At 74.4% G+C, this 16,098-nt stretch carries 15 protein-coding genes and 2 pseudogenes; 12 read left to right on the top strand and 5 right to left on the bottom strand.

Translation table 11 applies throughout. The annotated features are described in order from the left end of the window. Both ABD308_RS11790 and ABD308_RS11785 read right to left on the bottom strand, forming a co-directional pair. On the bottom strand, positions 1-442 hold a 442-nt coding region (locus ABD308_RS11790), incomplete at its 3' end, for an alpha/beta fold hydrolase (RefSeq protein ID WP_344332099.1). Beyond that, positions 439-2,142 (bottom strand): flavin-containing monooxygenase, encoded by a 1,704-nt coding sequence (locus tag ABD308_RS11785; protein WP_344332093.1) that lies wholly within the window; start codon positions 2,140-2,142, stop codon positions 439-441. The genes ABD308_RS11790 and ABD308_RS11785, both read right to left, overlap by 4 nt. Positions 2,143-2,323: 181 nt before the next feature. Here ABD308_RS11785 and ABD308_RS11780 point away from each other — a divergent pair, with 181 nt between their 5' ends. The 3 genes from ABD308_RS11780 (at position 2,324) to ABD308_RS11770 (ending at position 4,930) form a co-directional block, all read left to right on the top strand. Further along, positions 2,324-3,103 (top strand): MerR family transcriptional regulator, encoded by a 780-nt coding sequence (locus tag ABD308_RS11780; protein WP_344332088.1) that lies wholly within the window; start codon positions 2,324-2,326, stop codon positions 3,101-3,103. A 92-nt stretch (positions 3,104-3,195) separates the two neighbouring features. After that, positions 3,196-4,185 carry an ABC transporter substrate-binding protein gene (locus ABD308_RS11775; RefSeq protein ID WP_344332084.1) on the top strand — a complete coding sequence of 330 codons (990 nt, stop codon included), beginning with the start codon at positions 3,196-3,198 and terminating at the stop codon, positions 4,183-4,185. A 25-nt stretch (positions 4,186-4,210) separates the two neighbouring features. Beyond that, complete coding sequence (locus ABD308_RS11770) at positions 4,211-4,930, top strand: GNAT family N-acetyltransferase (RefSeq protein WP_344332079.1); 720 nt, start codon at positions 4,211-4,213, stop codon at positions 4,928-4,930. 216 nt (positions 4,931-5,146) lie between these two features. Here ABD308_RS11770 and ABD308_RS11765 read toward each other — a convergent pair. Then, positions 5,147-5,251 (bottom strand): annotated as a pseudogene (locus tag ABD308_RS11765) (LysR family transcriptional regulator); the annotation flags it as partial. A gap of 41 nt (positions 5,252-5,292) precedes the next feature. Between ABD308_RS11765 and ABD308_RS39650 the strand changes: the two are divergent. Further along, positions 5,293-5,604, top strand: a pseudogene (locus ABD308_RS39650) (maleylpyruvate isomerase N-terminal domain-containing protein); the annotation flags it as partial. A 204-nt stretch (positions 5,605-5,808) separates the two neighbouring features. Continuing rightward, positions 5,809-6,516, top strand: coding sequence for a bleomycin resistance protein (locus ABD308_RS11760; protein ID WP_344332074.1), 708 nt, complete (start codon positions 5,809-5,811; stop codon positions 6,514-6,516). A 126-nt stretch (positions 6,517-6,642) separates the two neighbouring features. Here the strand turns inward: ABD308_RS11760 and ABD308_RS11755 are convergent, their stop codons facing one another. Next, positions 6,643-7,044 carry a VOC family protein gene (locus ABD308_RS11755; protein ID WP_344332070.1) on the bottom strand — a complete coding sequence of 134 codons (402 nt, stop codon included), beginning with the start codon at positions 7,042-7,044 and terminating at the stop codon, positions 6,643-6,645. A 38-nt stretch (positions 7,045-7,082) separates the two neighbouring features. Beyond that, positions 7,083-8,012: a (2Fe-2S)-binding protein gene (locus ABD308_RS11750; protein ID WP_344332069.1), complete on the bottom strand. Its 930-nt coding sequence runs from the start codon at positions 8,010-8,012 to the stop codon at positions 7,083-7,085. A gap of 133 nt (positions 8,013-8,145) precedes the next feature. Between ABD308_RS11750 and ABD308_RS11745 the strand changes: the two genes are divergently transcribed. The 7 genes from ABD308_RS11745 to ABD308_RS11715 all read left to right on the top strand — a co-directional run. Beyond that, entirely contained in the window at positions 8,146-9,204 is a 1,059-nt protein-coding gene (locus tag ABD308_RS11745; protein WP_425554743.1) for a FecCD family ABC transporter permease, read from the top strand. After that, entirely contained in the window at positions 9,201-10,289 is a 1,089-nt protein-coding gene (locus ABD308_RS11740; protein WP_344332066.1) for a FecCD family ABC transporter permease, read from the top strand. The genes ABD308_RS11745 and ABD308_RS11740 overlap by 4 nt, the downstream gene beginning before the upstream one ends. Then, positions 10,289-11,161 (top strand): ABC transporter ATP-binding protein, encoded by an 873-nt coding sequence (locus ABD308_RS11735; protein WP_344332061.1) that lies wholly within the window; start codon positions 10,289-10,291, stop codon positions 11,159-11,161. The genes ABD308_RS11740 and ABD308_RS11735 overlap by 1 nt, the downstream gene beginning before the upstream one ends. 140 nt (positions 11,162-11,301) lie before the next feature. After that, positions 11,302-12,318, top strand: coding sequence for an ABC transporter substrate-binding protein (locus ABD308_RS11730; protein ID WP_344332059.1), 1,017 nt, complete (start codon positions 11,302-11,304; stop codon positions 12,316-12,318). A 97-nt stretch (positions 12,319-12,415) separates the two neighbouring features. Next, on the top strand, positions 12,416-13,654 hold the full coding sequence (locus ABD308_RS11725) for an ATP-grasp domain-containing protein (protein WP_344332057.1): 1,239 nt from the start codon (positions 12,416-12,418) through the stop codon (positions 13,652-13,654). Beyond that, on the top strand, positions 13,651-15,453 hold the full coding sequence (locus ABD308_RS11720; protein WP_344332055.1) for an IucA/IucC family protein: 1,803 nt from the start codon (positions 13,651-13,653) through the stop codon (positions 15,451-15,453). Before ABD308_RS11725 ends, ABD308_RS11720 begins: the two co-directional genes overlap by 4 nt. Beyond that, on the top strand, positions 15,450-16,098 hold a 649-nt coding region (locus ABD308_RS11715; RefSeq protein WP_344332052.1), incomplete at its 3' end, for an MFS transporter. The genes ABD308_RS11720 and ABD308_RS11715, both read left to right, overlap by 4 nt.

Below are 16,098 nucleotides of genomic sequence, written 5' to 3'. Positions count from 1 at the left end.
CCCGGCACCGCTGTTCGCCGCCCTGCTGGCCGCCGCCGCCCACCGCGACCTCGGGCCGGGCGGCGCCCGCCATGACGGTCATGCCGCCCATGCTGTGACCGGCCAGCACGGCCCGCTCCCCCGGCGGGACGACCCGGGTGAGCACCGCCGCCAGGTCCTCGCCCAGCGCGCGGGTCGAATAGCGCACGCGGCTCGGCGGCACCTCGCTGCGGCCGTGGCCGCGCTGGTCGTAGGCCACCACCCGGTACCGGTCGGCGAGCCGGTGGATCACCGGTGCCCAGAAGCGCGTCGAGCAGGTCCAGCCGTGCGCGAGCACCACGGTCGGGGCTCCGGGCTGTCCGTGCACCTCGACGTGCAGCCTGGTCCCGTCGGCCGAATGGACGGCCAACTCCTCGACGGGAACGGGCGGCAGGAGGTCGGCGGGAATCGGCGGGCGGCTCATACCAGGACCTCCCCGGCCTCGGCGGCGGTCGCGGGAAGACCCGGGCGGCCCCGACCGTCCTGGCGGAGGATCAGCTCGTACTCGGCGAGGTCGACCTTCCGGGTGGCGCGGCGGAACGAGGTGGTCGATCCCGGCCAGAGCACGGTGTTCTTGCCGCTCTTGTCCAAGTACCAGCTGCGGCAGCCGCCGGTGGTCCAGACGGTGCGGTCCATCCGGTGCTGGAGTTCGAGGTTCCAGCGGCGCTGCGCCCGGGCGGTGGGCTGCATGGCGGTCGCGCCGATCTCGTCGAGCGTCTTCAAGGCGTCGATCAGGTAGTTGAGCTGGGATTCGATCATCAGGATCATCGAGCTGTTGCCGAGGCCGGTGTTGGGGCCGACGACGAAGAAGAAGTTCGGGAAGCCGTGCACGGTCGACCCGCGCAGCGCCTCCATGCCCTCCTTCCACTCCTCGGCGAAGCTGGTGCCGTTGACGCCGAACACCCGGGATCCCAAGGGCATGTCGGTGACGTGGAAGCCGGTGCCGAAGACGATCGCGTCCGCCTCGTGCTCGCTGCCGTCGGCGGCGACCAGGGTCGAGCCGCGCACCTCGCGCAAACCGCCGGACACCACCTCGGTGTTGGCGGCTGCGAGCGCCGGATAGTAGGTGTTGCTGAGCAGGATCCGCTTGCAGCCGATCCGGTAGTCGGGCGTGAGCCGGGCGCGCAGGGCCGGGTCGGCGACGCCGTCCGCGATGTGCCGTTCGGCGAGTCGCTGGACCACCTTGAGCAGGCCCGGCCGCCGGACGAAGGCGTCCACCTGGATCTCGCGCAGCGCGAACAGGGCGCCTCGGCGGACCTTGGCGGTGAACGGGAACCGGCCGTGCAGCCACTTCTCCAGCCCGGTGATCGTCCGGTCGCGGCGCGGCAGGACCCAGGCGGGGGTGCGCTGGAAGACCGTGAGCCGCCCGGCCTTCGGCTGGATCGCCGGGATGATCTGGGCGGCGGAGGCCCCGGTGCCGACCATCGCGACGCGCTTGCCGGCGAGGTCGACGTCGTGGTCCCAGCGGGAGGAGTGGAACACCGTGCCCGGGAAGGAGTCCAGGCCGGGAAGGTCGGGGATCTGCGGGTCGGCGAGCGGTCCCGAGGCGGAGACGATGGCGTCGGCGGTCCACCGGCCGACCGTGGTGGCGATCCGCCAGTGGGTCCGCTCGACGTCCCAACGGGCCTCGATCACCTCGGTGTTGAGCCGCAGATGTGGGCGCAGCCCGAAGACGTCGGTGACCTTCTCCAGGTAGGAGCGGATGTCGGGCTGACCGGAGAAGCTGCGCGGCCAGTCGGGGTTGGGGGCGAAGGAGAAGGAGTAGAGGTGCGAGGGGACGTCGCAGGCGCAGCCCGGGTAGCTGTTGTCGCGCCAGGTGCCACCGACCGAGTCGGCGCGCTCCAGGATGACGAAGTCGGTGATGCCGGCGCGACGCAGCCGGACGCCCGCGCCGAGGCCGCCGAAGCCGGAGCCGATGACGGCGACCCGGACGTGCGGGACGGGCTGCTCCTCGACAAGCTGTTCCTGGGCGGGCTGTTCCTGGGCTGGCTGCTCCCTGGCGGACGCGGCCTGGTCAGGGGCGGTTGCGTCGGAGGCCGTCGCGTCGGGGGCCTCGGCGGTGACGCCGGAGGCGGCGTCGGTGTCGGACGCGCGGGAGCGGGGGCGCTTGCTGCTGGATGCCATGCGGCGTCCTCCTGGGGGTGGGGCCGTGGGGCGCGTCGCCGCTGCTCACAGCGGCACGGCGCGGGTCACTCCAACCGCGCCAGCAATCACTGGCGCGATTGGCAGGGTAGCCCTTGCTGACAGTTGATGGAAGAAGCCCGACCGACACGATCGGACGATCGCCCGTCCTATGCTGAGCGCCGTGGACAAGGTCGAGGCTGCCGGCGAGGACGGACAACGCGAGTTCCGGGTGGAGGAACTGGCCAAAGCGGCCGAGATCACCACCCGCACCCTGCGCTTCTACCGCGAACGGAAACTCCTCCAGCCGCCCCGCAGGGAGGGCCGGATCGCCTGGTACGGCGAGGCCCACCTGGCCCGGCTGCGGATGATCGCCGAACTGCTGGAACGCGGCCACACCCTGGGCGGCATCGCCGAACTCATCGGCGCCGGCGAGAGCGGGCGGGACGTCGCCGAGCTGATCGGTCTGGAGGCGGCGCTCATCGGGCCGTGGTCCGACGAGACGCCGGTCCATCTCGGCTGGGACGAACTGAAGGCCACGCTCGGCGACCAGCTCACCGAGGAGAACACCGCCGAGTCCCTCGCCCAGGGCTTCATCACGGTCGAGGAGGACGGGATCACCCACGTCAGCCGGCGGCTGATGGACGCCACCACCGCCCTGGTAGCGGAGGGCGTGCCGCTTGCGGTGGTGCTGGAGGCCAGCCGGCGGACCCAGGAGCACGTGACGGCGATCGCCGACATCTTCACCTCCCTGGTGCGCGAGCACCTGCTCGGCGCGCTCGCCGTCGATCACCCGCTGCCGCCCGGCGAGGCCGCCAAACTGACCGAGCAGGTGCTGCGGATCCGCCCCCTGGCCCGGACGGTCACCGACGCCCAGTTCGCGCTGGCGATGGACCGCCGGGTGCACGCCGAGTACGACGCACTGCTTCGCCAGCGGATGGAGCAGCAGGAGGACGGCGGCTGACAGCCTCCGCGGTCGCCCCCAGGCGTAACGATCCGCGCCGCCGGGCAGGGAACGGGACGCCTCGCCGTCTGCCTCCGGAACGGAGTCGCCCGATGCCCGACGCCCCCGCCCGCCCCCTCCCCGCGCACCTGACCCGCCGCCGACTGCTCACGCTGACCGCCGGGCTCGCCTCCGGGCTCGCGCTCACCGCCTGCGGCTCCGGCGGCCCGGCGAAGGCGGGCGGATCGAACGCCCCGGACGGGCGCGTCGTGCGGCACGCGCGCGGCGAGAGCACCGTCCCGGCGCGGGCCGGCCGGGTCGTCGTGCTGGACACCGACGCCCTGGATTCCGCCGTCACCCTGGGCGTCACCCCGGTCGGCGCCACCACGGTCGCCGCCGGCGTGCCGCTCTCCGCCTATCTCCCCGCCGAACGCCTCGCCGGCGTCAAGACCGTCGGCATCATCGGCGCGCCCGACCTGGAGGCCATCGCCGCCCTCCACCCCGACGTCATCCTCAGCAACCAGGTCCGCGACGACAAGCGCTACGACGAGCTCTCCAAGATCGCGCCGACCGTGCTGAGCAAGACCACCGGCCCCGTCTGGAAGGAGAACGTCCGCCTGCACGCCGAGGCCCTCGGCCGCCAGAGCGAGGCGGCGTCCGCCGAACAGGCGTACCGGGCGAAGCTCGCCGAACTGGTCACCGCGCTCGGCGGCGAGGAGAAGGCGGCCGCCCTCAAGGTCGAGATGGCCCGCTTCCTGGCCGGCGCGCCCACCCGCCTCTACCTGAACGACACCTTCATCGGCTCGATCCTCACCGACCTCGGCGTCGGCCGCCCCGCCAACCAGAACAAGCCGGGCTTCTCCATCGAGATCAGCCCCGAGCAGGTCGACCAGGCCGCCGCCGACGTCATCTTCTACTCGGTCTACGGCGACGAGGCCAAGTCCGACCGGGCGAAGATCGTCGGTGGCACGCTGTGGAACAGGCTCGACGCCGTCCGCGCCGGCAAGGTCTACCAGGTCGACGACAACCTCTGGATGCTCGGCATCGGCTACACCGGCGCCGGCCTGATCCTCGACCAGATCCGCCATCACCTCACCGGCTGACAGCGGTCCGGCCTACCATCCGATCATGATCGAAGGTAAGTCAGTACGACTGCGTGCCATGCGCGCCGAGGACGCCGAGCACCAGCTCCGGTGGCGCAACGACCCCGAGGTGGTCCGACTGGCGGCGGCCGGGGATCCGCTCTTCGGCCCGGTCACCGCCGAGGCGCTGGCGGAGAAGTTCGAACGGATCCTGCGCCTCAACCCGCGCGAGGGCGCCATGCTGACCGTCGAGGAGACGGCCGGCGGCCGTCCGATCGGCCTGGTCGACTACCGGGGCCTCAACCCGTACGAGGGCGTCGCCGAGGTCGGGATCGCCATCGGCGAACGGGAGTTCTGGGACCACGGCCACGGCTCCGAGGCGCTCGGCCTGCTGGTGGACCACCTGTTCGGCGCCTTCCCGCTGCACCGCCTGGAGCTGGACACCTGGAGCGGCAACGCCCGCGCCGCCCGCGCGTTCACCCGCCTCGGCTTCCGCGAGGAGGGCCGCCGCCGGGCCGCCGTCCTCGTAGCCGGCACCCGCTACGACCGCCTGCTCTTCGGCATGCTCCGCGACGAGTGGGAGGAGCGCCGCCGCCACCCCGCCCCCACCGACGATCACGACACCCACGGAGGCCCGGCCGACGCACCCGCAACCCCCGACACCACCGAGGCCCCCTCGGCGACTCGTGACCGCGACACCGGGAGCGCCTCCCGGCCGTCCGACGTCGGGTGGGGCTCCGTGAGCACCATCCTGTCCGCCGGATAGCCCTCGCGGACGGCCGGACAGGACCCTGCCGCAGCGATTCGACCGACCGTCAAATCAAGGCAGGGAAACCGCAATCCATCGCCTTATCCGCCGGCCGGACGCGGACGATCCGTCCGTGGACAGGGAAGACTTCCACCCGGGACCGCACCTCCGGGGCAGAGAGTCGTGGATACGGGGATGCGGCGGTCGACGGGAGGACGGCGGACATGGCCAGGTCTGTGCGCTGATCCCGGGTTGCGCGAGGTGCAGGCGCTCGGCCGCCCGGGTGAATCCGCCCTCCTCGACCACCGCCACCAGGTACGGCACCTGCCGAAGCTCCACGACCGGCGATTCCAGGGACCGGAAGAACCAGCTCTTGGCTGATGCCCGTTCCGTCCCGCGGCCTGGTGATCACGGAGAACACCCACGCCCGTCCTCCCGCCGAGCGGAGCGAACTCGCCGACGTCGTGGACGCCCTGTCCTTCACGCAGTGGAACCCGCCCTCGGTTCGCGCGGGTTGGCGCGTACGCGGAGTGACGAAGCACATGAGCATGGGCTTCCGGCGCAGGATCCCGGCGCTCGCCTCCGCACGGGGGCACGACGTCCCGCACGGCCTGGACATCACCTTCGCGCTCGGCCTCGACCACCGGGCGCCCGTCGAGCGGCCGCGTCCCCGCCTGCCGGCGTCACTCCGCGCAGCCCGCGGTTCGTCGGGGCCCGCCTGGACGCCGCCGAACCGTGCGCCACCGACCCCGGCCGGTCGTACGGAAGCGGTAGGCGGACGGTCGCCGGGCCGCGCCAGGAGCTGCTACTCCTTGCGTACGGACGTCGTATTCCCGGCGTCGACATCTGACCGGAAGCGTCCGATTCGCGGTCAACCAGGGGTAAAGTCAGCGGGCATGGTCGAATCGACGGTTCCGATCCTGCCTTGTCAGGCCCTCCCACCAGTTCTCGAGTTCTACAGCGCGCTCGGCTTCGAGGTGACGCTCCATCAGCGGAGCCCCAGCCCGTACGCCGTGGTCCAGCGCGGCGCCATCCAGCTGCACTTCTTCGGCATGAAGCAGTACGACCCGGGCGCCTCGTACAGCACCTGCCTGGTCCGCACGGACGACGTGGACGCGCTGCACGCCGCGTTCCAGGAAGGCCTGCGATCCGCCTACGGACGGGTGCCGACGCGCGGCCTGCCGCGGATCGGGCCGGTCGGCGACACCTCGCACGGCGTACGGCAGTTCCTGGTGACCGACCCCGGCGGCAACTGCCTGCGGATCGGCCAGCCGATCCGCGCCGACCAGCGGCACCAGCCCGCGCCCGAGGAGCCGTTCGCGAAGGCGCTGCACCACGCGGCGCTGTTCGCCGACTCCAAGGAGGACCCGGCCGCGGCCGCCCGGGTGCTGGACCGCGCGCTGGCGCGGCCGGACGGACCGCCGCCGCCGGTCCTGCTGTTCCGCATCCTCGCGCTGCGCGCCGACCTGTCGCACCGCCTCGCGGACGGCGCCAGCGCGGAGTCCTTCACCCGGCGGGCCGAAGTGGTCGCCGCCGAACTCACCGAGGAGGAGCGGGAGTCGGTCCGCGACGACCTCAAGCGGCTGGCCGACGTCCTGCTCTGACCCGACGTCAGACGGGCACCGACGCCCGAGGGTCCTTGAGCGGCGCGCACGGCACACCACAGCGCGAAGCGGCGCGGACGTCGCACCCGGTGCGGCCGGCGCGCCGCTCAAGGACCCTGCGGGCGGTCAGGAGCTCCAGTCGCGGACGCAGAGCACCAGCCGGTAGCCATCCGGGTCGGCCACGGTGACGCCGTACTCGTCCCAGTACGGGTTGTGGGCGGGCACCCGGGTGCCCCCGGCGTCCTCCAGGTGCCGGACGAGCGCCTCGTCGACGGGGGCGCCGAGGTAGACGACGAAGAGGTCGTCGACGGTGGGCGCGGGCTCGATCGGGTGCTCGGGGTCGTGGGTGAGTTCGAAGTGCCAGCCGCCGCCGGACGGGCCGACCATCAGGAGGTCGTGCTCACCGGGGGCGCGTTCGGTGCTGCGCCACAGCACGGTGAGGCCGAGGCCGTCGGCGTAGAAGCGCTCGGCGGCGGCGAGGTCCCGGGAGGGGCGCGCGACCCGGATGTGGGTGGTGGAGTCGATCACGGGCGCCGAGCCTACCCGTGGGCGCGCCGGACGATCCGTCAGAGCCGGCGCAGCCGCTCCTCGTCGTCGGTGCGCGGGCAGGTGATGCAGGCCCGGCGGGGTTCGACGGCGTAGTAGAGGCAGCAGCCGAGGCGGGTGCGGGTGTGGTGGCCGCGGCCGTCCTCACCGCGCAGCGTCCGGAAGGCGGCGGCGCCGGGGAGCGGGTCGGTGCGACCGGGCAGGACGGCCCCGGCGGCGGCGACGGCGGCGTCCTCCTGCGCGGTGCCGGAGCCCGGGGCGCACGCGTCGAGCCGCTTGCCGAGGTACCAGATCGCCGAGGCCAGGTCGTCGGTGACCATGCCCCACAGCGCGCGGGTGCCGCGCCGGGTGGGGGCGGCGAAGGCGGCGAGCAGTGGTTCGGCGTGGCTGACGACGGCGGCGCGCAGTTCGGCGCGCAGCTCGTCCTCACCGGGGAGCGTGACGTAGGCGCCCGGACGGAGCGCGAGGTCACCCGTGGGGGCGTGGAGCCACAGGTCCGCGCCGTCAATCGAGGGGACGCGCCGGGTCAGCCACCAGGGCCCCGCGATCAGCACGCAAAGCGACCAGAGGTAGTGGTGCAGCAGCCGGGAGGCGGCCACGTGCGGGCGCGGGGCGGTGCCGTGCGCGGCGGCGACGGGGGCGATCCGGGCGGCCTCGCCGGCCAGCGCCCGCGCCAGCGCGTCCGGGTCCTCGGCCAGTTCGGCGGCGGAGTACCAGCCCCGCGCCCGCTCGGGGGCGGGCTCGTCCGCCGCGAGCAGTCGCACCCGGAGCACGGGACAGAGGTCCAGCAGCCGCCGGTAGTCGGCGTCCAGCGGGTTCACGGGAAGCGGAGCGGCGGCAGGCGCGGAGGCAGGCGCGCTGGCGGGCACGTCGACCGGTGCGGCGGCAGGCACGCCGGTCGGCACGTCGGCCGGCGCGGCGGCGGCCAGGGGTGGACCCGAGAAGATCATCGGCACTCCCGAGATCGCGTTAGGTGAGCCTCACCTTATAGGCACTCCGCGACCACTTCGCGCCGAGCCCGCCGGTTCGCCCGCCAACACCCCCGGTACGGACCAATCACGCCAGGACTTGACGGTATTAGGCATGCCTAACCTAAGATCTCCCCCCGTGCTCACCACCGATCCACCGGCCCCCGCGGCCCCGGCTCCGACCCGCCGCTCGCCGGCCCGGCTTCCGCTCGTGCTCGCCGCCGCGCTCGGCGTGCTCGCGCTGTGCGCCGCGCTGAGCCTCGCGCTCGGATCCCGCACCATCCCGCTCGGCACCGTCATCGGCGCGCTGACCGGCAGTGAGCACGGCGGCGACGCCGATGTGGTCACGGGCCTGCGGGTACCGCGCACGCTCATCGGACTCGCCGTCGGAGCCGCGCTCGGCGTCGCCGGGGCGGTCGCCCAGGGCGTCACCCGCAACCCGCTCGCCTCGCCGGTCACCCTCGGCATCAACGCCGGCGCGGGCTTCGCCGTGGTCGCCGCGATCTACACCTTCGAGCTGACCCGCCCCATCGAGTACATCTGGTTCGCCTTCGCCGGAGCCGCGCTGGCCGCCGTCACCGCGTACGCGATGTCACGCCGGGGCGGGGACCTCGACCCGGTGCGCCTCGCGCTCGGCGGCACCGTGCTGACCGTGGTGCTCACCTCGTGGACGTCCGCGCTGATGCTGGCCAGTCACCGCACCCTGGACGAGGCCCGGTTCTGGCTGGCCGGCTCGGTCGCCGGACGCCAACTGGAGACCCTGCTGCCCGTGCTGCCGTTCCTGGCGCTCGGCCTGATCGGCGCGTTCGCCGTCGCGCCCGCGCTCAACGCGCTCGCGCTCGGCGACGAGACCGCCCAGTCGCTGGGCGTGCCGGTGGCCAGGATCCGGGTGCTCGGCGGGCTCGCGGTCGTCCTGCTCGCCGGTTCCGCGGTCGCCGTCGCCGGGCCGGTCGCGTTCATCGGCCTGGCCGCCCCGCACCTGGTGCGCCCACTGCTCGGCAACGACCACCGGGCGCTGCTGCCCGGCTGTCTGATCGCCGGTCCGGTGCTGCTGCTCGCCGCCGACGTGCTCGGCCGGCTGGTGGCCCGGCCCTCCGAACTGGAGGTCGGCATCGTGACGGCCTTCCTCGGCGCGCCGCTGCTCGCGGTGCTGGCCCGCAAGGCGGCCCGATGAGCGCGCCGGCCCTCGCCCACACCGACGGCGCCGACGGCGGACGCACCGGCGCCGGCACCAGCACCAGCACCGGAACCTCCGCCGCCCGCCGACGCGCCCGCACGGCCGCCTGGTCCGTGGTGGTGGCCGTGCTGCTGGTCCTGCTCACCGGAGTCGCGCTCGGCACCGGCCAGGTCCGGATGACCGTCTGGGAGGCGCTGCGCGCGCTGGTCGGGCTCGGCGACTCCGGCAACGTCCTGGTGGTCCAGGAGTTCCGCGCCCCGCGCGTGGTCTCGGCGCTGATCGCGGGCGCCGGGCTGGCGGTGGCCGGCTCGATGCTCCAGCGGCTGTTCCGCAACCCGCTCGCCTCGCCCGACACCATCGGCGTCACCGGCGGCGCGTCCTTCGGGGCGGTGCTGGTGCTGGCCATCGGCGCCTCGCAGCAGTACATCCCGCTGGCCGCCCTGGGCGACGGCCTGCTGGCCGCGCTGCTGCTCGGCGGCTTCGCCTGGCGCTCCCGGATGGCCGTCACCCGGCTGGTCCTGGTCGGGCTGGCGGTCCAGCAGGGCCTCGCCGCCGCCGTCAATCTGATGATCGTCCGCTTCCCGGCCGAACTCGCCTCCTCGGCGATGCAGTGGACCACCGGCTCGCTCTACGGCCGCACCTGGACCGAGGTCGGGACCGGCGGCGCCGCCATCGCCGCCACCGCCGCCGCCGTGGTGCTCTGCCAGCGGCGGGTCGCCGTCCTCGACCTGGGCGACGACTCGGCCGGCGGCCTCGGCCTCGACCCGCGGCGCGACCGCGTCCTGCTGCTCCTGCTCACCATCGCGCTGGCCTCGCTCGCCGCCGCGCTCACCGGACCGGTCGCGTTCGTCGCGCTCGCCGTGCCGCACCTGGTCCGGCTGCTCGCCGGGCCGCCCACCCTCGGCACGCTCGGCCTGACCGCGCTGACCGGCTCCCTGCTGCTGCTCGCCTCCGACCTCCTCGTGCTCCACGTGATCCCCGTCCACGGCCTGCCGGTCGGTGCCGTCACCGCCACGCTCGGCGCGCCCTGGCTCCTGGTGCTGATGATCCGCCAGGGCCGGCTTCCCCAGAGGAGCAGCTGATGACCCCCGACACGGCCACCACCGGCGCCGGCGCCCCGGTCAAGGGCGCCCCGGTTGTCGACAAGGCGACGAACCGGCTCGCCGCCCGCGGCCTCGGCCTGCGCTACGGCAGCCGGACCATCGTCGACGGCCTCGACCTCGACCTGCCCGGCAACGCCGTCACCGCCATCGTCGGGCCCAACGCCTGCGGCAAGTCCACCCTGCTGCGCGGCCTCACCCGCCTGCTCGACCCCGCCGCCGGCACCGTCACCCTGGACGGCTCCGACATCCACCGGATGCCCGCCCGGGCGCTCGCGCGGCGGATGGGCCTGCTGCCCCAGCAGCCCGTCACGCCCGAGGCGGTCACCGTCGAGGCGCTGGTCCGGCTCGGCCGCTTCCCGCACCAGCGGATGCTCACCCCGTGGTCCAAGGCCGACCAGGCCGCCGTCGACGAGGCGCTGGAGCGCACCGGCATGACCGGGCTGCGCGACCAGCAGGTCGACCGGCTCTCCGGCGGCCAGCGCCAGCGCGCCTGGATCGCGCTCGCGCTCGCCCAGGACACCGACCTGCTGCTGCTCGACGAGCCCACCACCTTCCTCGACCTGCGCCACCAGCTCGACGTCCTCGACCTGGTCGCCGACCTGCACGCCGAGGCCGGGCGCACGGTCGTCATGGTGCTGCACGACCTCGGTCAGGCCGCCCGGTACGCGGACCACCTGGTCGTCCTCCAGGACGGCCGGCTCGCCGCCGCCGGGGCGCCGGGCGAGATCCTCACCGCCGAGCTGGTGGAACGCGTCTTCCAGGTGCCCTGCCAGGTGGTCCCCGACCCCGAGACCGGCACGCCGCTGGTCGTCCCGAAGGCCCGGTCGCGCCGGGCCGCCGCCCGCGACTGACCCCGCCGCTCCCCCGCCGGCCCCGGACCGGCCTGACCTGGCCCGCCGGGTCCTGACCCGCCCTGCCCGGCCGCGCCCCCGCTCCACCCCCGACCCTCCCCCGCCCTGCCCTGCCCCTGAACCGAGACAAGGAACCCCTCATGAACCGCTCCACCCGCGCCCGCAGACTCCCCGTCGCCGTCCTGGCCGTCGCGCTCTCCACCACCCTGCTCGCCGCCTGCGGCAGCGACGGCAAGGGCGGCAACGACACCGCCAAGCCCGCCGCCGACGGCACCTCCGCCGCCGGCTCGGCCGCCGCCTTCCCGCGCACCGTCACCCACGCGGCCGGCACCGCCGAGATCAAGGCCCAGCCCAAGCGCGTGGTCGTCCTGGACAGCGGCGAGCTGGACGACGTCACCCTGCTCGGCATCACTCCGGTCGGCGCGGTCTCCCCGCACATGAAGACCGAGGGCGGCTTCCCGAGCTACCTCAAGGACAAGATCAAGGACGCCAAGGACGTCGGCCCGATGAACGAGCCGAACCTGGAGCTGATCACCTCCCTCAAGCCCGACCTGATCCTCTCCTCGAAGGTCCGGCACGCCAAGGTCTACGACAAGCTCAACGCGATCGCCCCGACCGTGCTCGCCGAGACCACCGGCTTCCCGTGGAAGGAGAACCTCGCCCTGTACGCGCAGGCGCTCGGCAAGGAGGCGGAGGCCAAGAAGGCGCTCGCCGACTACGAGGCCCGCGCCGCCAAGCTCGGCGAGGCGATCAAGGCCAAGAACGGCGGCACCGCGCCGACCGCCTCCGTGGTCCGCTTCGTGGCCGGCCCGACCCGCCTCTACCAGAAGCAGTCGTTCAGCGGCGTCGTGCTGAAGGACGCCGGTCTGGGCCGCCCGGCCTCGCAGGACGTCGACAAGTCGATGCTGGAGGTCAGCGCCGAGCAGATCAACCAGGCCGACGCCGACCTGGTCTTCGTCACCGTCGCCGACGACCCGACCAAGACCAAGCAGAGCGAGGTCCAGAACACCCCGGTCTGGCAGGGCCTGAACGCCGTCAAGAACAACAAGGTCTTCAACGTGCCGGACGAGACCTGGATGTCGGGCATCGGCGTCCAGGCCGCCGACGCCATGCTCGTCGACATCGCCAAGGCCGCGGGCGTCGACGCGCCCCAGTAGGCCCGGCCCCACGCCCGGAGGCACCGGGGGGCGGGCCGTGCGGAGCCCGTCCCCCGTCCTCCCCCACACCGCCCCAGCGGAGAGGACCCACCCTGCCATGCGCCTCTACCTGCTCGCGCTCAACCCGACCGACTCGGTGACCGACGGATTCCTGCCGGCCGCCGGCCGGCTCGGACTCGACGTCACCGTACTCACCGACCACGCCGACGCCCACCGCGACGCCTACGCCGAACTGCCCCACCGGCCCCAGGTGGTGGAGTGCGAGGTGCACGACTTCCGCGAGGTCGTCGGGCTGGTATCGCGGCTCACCCGGGAGGACGGCCGGCCCTTCGCCGTCTTCAGCAACAGCGACCACCTGCAGACCCAGACCGCCCTCGCCGCCCAGTACTTCGGGCTGCCGGCCAAGGACTGGAAGGCCACCCTGCGGGCCAAGAACAAGGGCCAGCTGCGCCGCCACCTGGCCGCCGCCGGGCTCGACGCCGTCCGCTCCGTCGAACTCGCCCCGGACCAGGACCCGTCCGTGCTGCGCGATACGGACCTGCCCTTCCCGGTCGTCGTCAAGCCGCGCGAGGGCGTCGCCAGCGAGGACGTCACGCTGGCCGCCGACGCCGGGGAACTGGTGCGCCTCGCCAAGGAGATCCAGGCCAGGCGACCCGGCGCCGCGCTGGTCGTCGAGGAGTTCCTGGACGGGGCGCTGTGCACGCTGGAGACGCTCGGCGACGGCCACCGCCGGCACGTCCTCGGCGGGTTCCGCACCAGGCTCTCCCCGCCGCCGGACTTCATCGAGGAGATGCTGGAGTTCGTCCCCGCGCACCCGCCGGCCGTGGTCGCGCAGGTGCTCGCCCAGCTGGACGCGATCGGGGTCGGACTCGGCGCCTGCCACACCGAGTTCGTCGTCCAGCCGGACGGCCGGGCCCGGATCATCGAGGTCAACTACCGCGCCATCGGCGACCAGTGCGACCTCATGCTCGCCGAGATCCTCGGCATCCCGCTGTTCGAGCACATCCTCGCCGCCCACCTCGGCCGCGAACTGCCCGCCGACCTCGGCGAACGCTGCGCCGCCACCACCGTGCGGGCCCGCAACGAGGCCGTCTGCGCCGACCGGGCCGGAACCCTCACCGCCGCGCCCGGACCGTACGACGCGCGGGCCGGGGAGCGGGCCGACGGTGTGCGGCTCGCCTACCGGCCGGTGCGCGCCGTCGGCGAGCGGCACGAGCACTACCGCACCAACCGGGACTACCTGGGCGTGATCTGGGCGGTCGGCCCCGAGCAGGCCGCCGTCGACGCCGCCGTGGCCCGCTTCCTGGCCGCCAACCGCTGGGAGATCACCCCGTGAGCGCCCCCGCCGCCGCTTCCCCCGCCACCGGCCCCGCCGCCGGTTCGCCCGCGCGCTCGGCCGCCGCCGACACCCTCGCGCTGCGGGTGCTGTCCGCGCTGCTGCGCGAGGACGTGCTCGGCCTGCGCACCCGCGCCACCCTGGAGCAACGGGCCGACGGCGGCTGGCTGGTAGCCGCCGGACACCGGATCGCCGTCCCCGTCACCGCCGACGGCTTCCAGAGCGAGTACGCCGCCCGGCTCCCGCTCGTCGAACTCGACGGCCGCCCCACCGGCGGTCTGGACGCCGTCCTCACCGCCCTCGCCGGACGCGCCGACGCCGAGGACCGGCCCGGCTGGGCCGCGTTCGCCGAGGAGTGCCGCGAGACCCTCGCCACCATGGAGCTGCACGACCGGGTCCGCGACGAGGTCCACACCGCGCTCACCGACCTCTACGGCGCCGACCCGGCCCACTGGAGCGGCCCCGCCGCCGCCCTCGGCCACGACACCCTCGCCGCCTACCTCGACCACCCCGTCTACCCCACCGCGCGCGGCCGCGCCGGCCTCGACGAGACCCGGCTGCGCTCCCACGCACCGGAGTTCCACCCCGCCTTCGAGCTGCGCTGGCTCGCCCTGCCCGCCGGCACGCTCACCCGGCACGGCGAACGGCCACGGCCGCGCTGGTGGCCCACCCCCGGCTGGCTGGGCCTCGACCTGCCCGGCGGCGACCAGGCCTGGGAGACCCTGCCGGTCCACCCGCTCACCGTCGGCCCGGCCCTGGACGAGGCGCTGCGCGCCACCGGCCTCGCCGGACGCGCCGTGCTCGCCGAACGCCCGTACCTCACCGTCGTCCCCACCCTGTCGATGCGCACCGTCGCCGTCGCCGAGGACCCCCTCCACCACCTCAAACTCCCGCTCGCCACCGCCACCCTCGGCCGGCTCAACCGCCGCACCATCAAGCCCGGCACCCTGCGCGACGGCGCCGCCGGGCAGCGGCTGGTCGAGGCCGTGCTGGCGCGCGAACCGCGCTTCGCCGGGCGGATCCTGCACGCCGACGAGCAGACCTGGGCCCACGCCGGGCACGAGCTGCTCGCCGTGCTGCTGCGCCGCCAACCGGCCGGACTGGAACGGTCCGTGACCGTCCCGCTCGCCGCCCTGCTCGCCCCGGCGCCCGGCGCGGACGGGCGCCTGGTGGTCGACCACCTCGCCGACCGCTTCTTCGGCGGCGACCCGGTCGCCCTCTACGACGCCCTGCTGGAGCTGCTGCTCGACTGGCAGACCACGCTCTTCGGGTACGGCGTCGCCCTGGAGTCCCACCAGCAGAACACCTCGCTCGTCCTCGACGAGGACGGCGCCCCACGCCTGCTCTACAAGGACGACGACGGCCCGCGCGTCCACTCCGGCCGCCTCGCCGCCACCCTCGGCGACCTCGCGCCCGCCCGCGAGGACTTCGACGACGCCCGGGTCTTCGCCGACGACGACCGGCCGCTCACCGACCTGTTCACCACCATCACCGGCCACCTGTGCACCGGCGCCCTGGCGTTCGGCCTCGCCGCCCACGGACGGGCCGAACTCGACGAGCTGCTCGCACTGTCGCGCAAGCGGCTCACCGAGGCCGTCGAGCGCACCGGACCGGCCGCCGAACCGCTGCGCGCCGCCCTGCTCGACGCCGAACGGCTGCCCGTCAAGGCGATGGTCACCGCCGGAACCCTGCTCAGCAAGCGGCGCTCGGGCGCCGCCGACATCAACAAGCACTACACCGACGGCCCCAACTACCTGCTTCCGCACACCGGTTCCGGCGCGACGGGAAGCGGGCGATGACGATCGCCGCGCCGCCCCGGACGTCCGGACCCGGCGCCGCCCACCCCGGCGGACTCGGCCGCCGCCAGGTGCACGCCGTCGCCGCCTGTTACTTCGTCGCCTCCTTCGCCGCCCTCGGCCTGCCGCCGTACCTGACCGCGATCCTGCCCGGCCTCGGCGACCCGGCCGGCGACTGGGCGGGCGTCCTGTACATCGTGCCGACGGTGTTCAGCGCCCTCGGCGCCCCGCTCTGGGGGCGGCTCGCCGACCGGTTCGGCCGCAAGCGGCTGCTGCTGCGCGCCCAACTCGGCCTCACCGTCTCCTTCCTGCTGGCCGGAGCCGCCGACTCGCTGACCGCGTTCACCCTCGCCCTGGTCCTCCAGGGCTTCCTCGGCGGCACCTTCGCCGCCACCACCGGCTACCTGGCCGCCGCCCTGGACGGCGCGCGGCTGTCCAAGGCCCTCACCCTGATGCAGGGCAGCGCGCGGGCCTCCCTGGTCGCGGCGCCGATCCTGGTCGGCGCGCTGTCACCGTGGATCGACCCGCACCGGCAGTACCTGCTGATGGCCCTGCTGCCCCTGACCGCCGCCGGGTTCCTCGCACTGCTGCCGGAGCCGGGCCGGCCCGCGGTCGCGGACGGGACGCCGGCCGGCCGGGCCGCCGGGG

It is taken from the genome of Kitasatospora putterlickiae, from assembly GCF_039527695.1.
GTDB lineage: Bacteria > Actinomycetota > Actinomycetes > Streptomycetales > Streptomycetaceae > Kitasatospora > Kitasatospora putterlickiae.
Note: the sequence above shows the minus strand (reverse complement) of the source record. Positions and strands in the feature narration are given on the sequence as shown.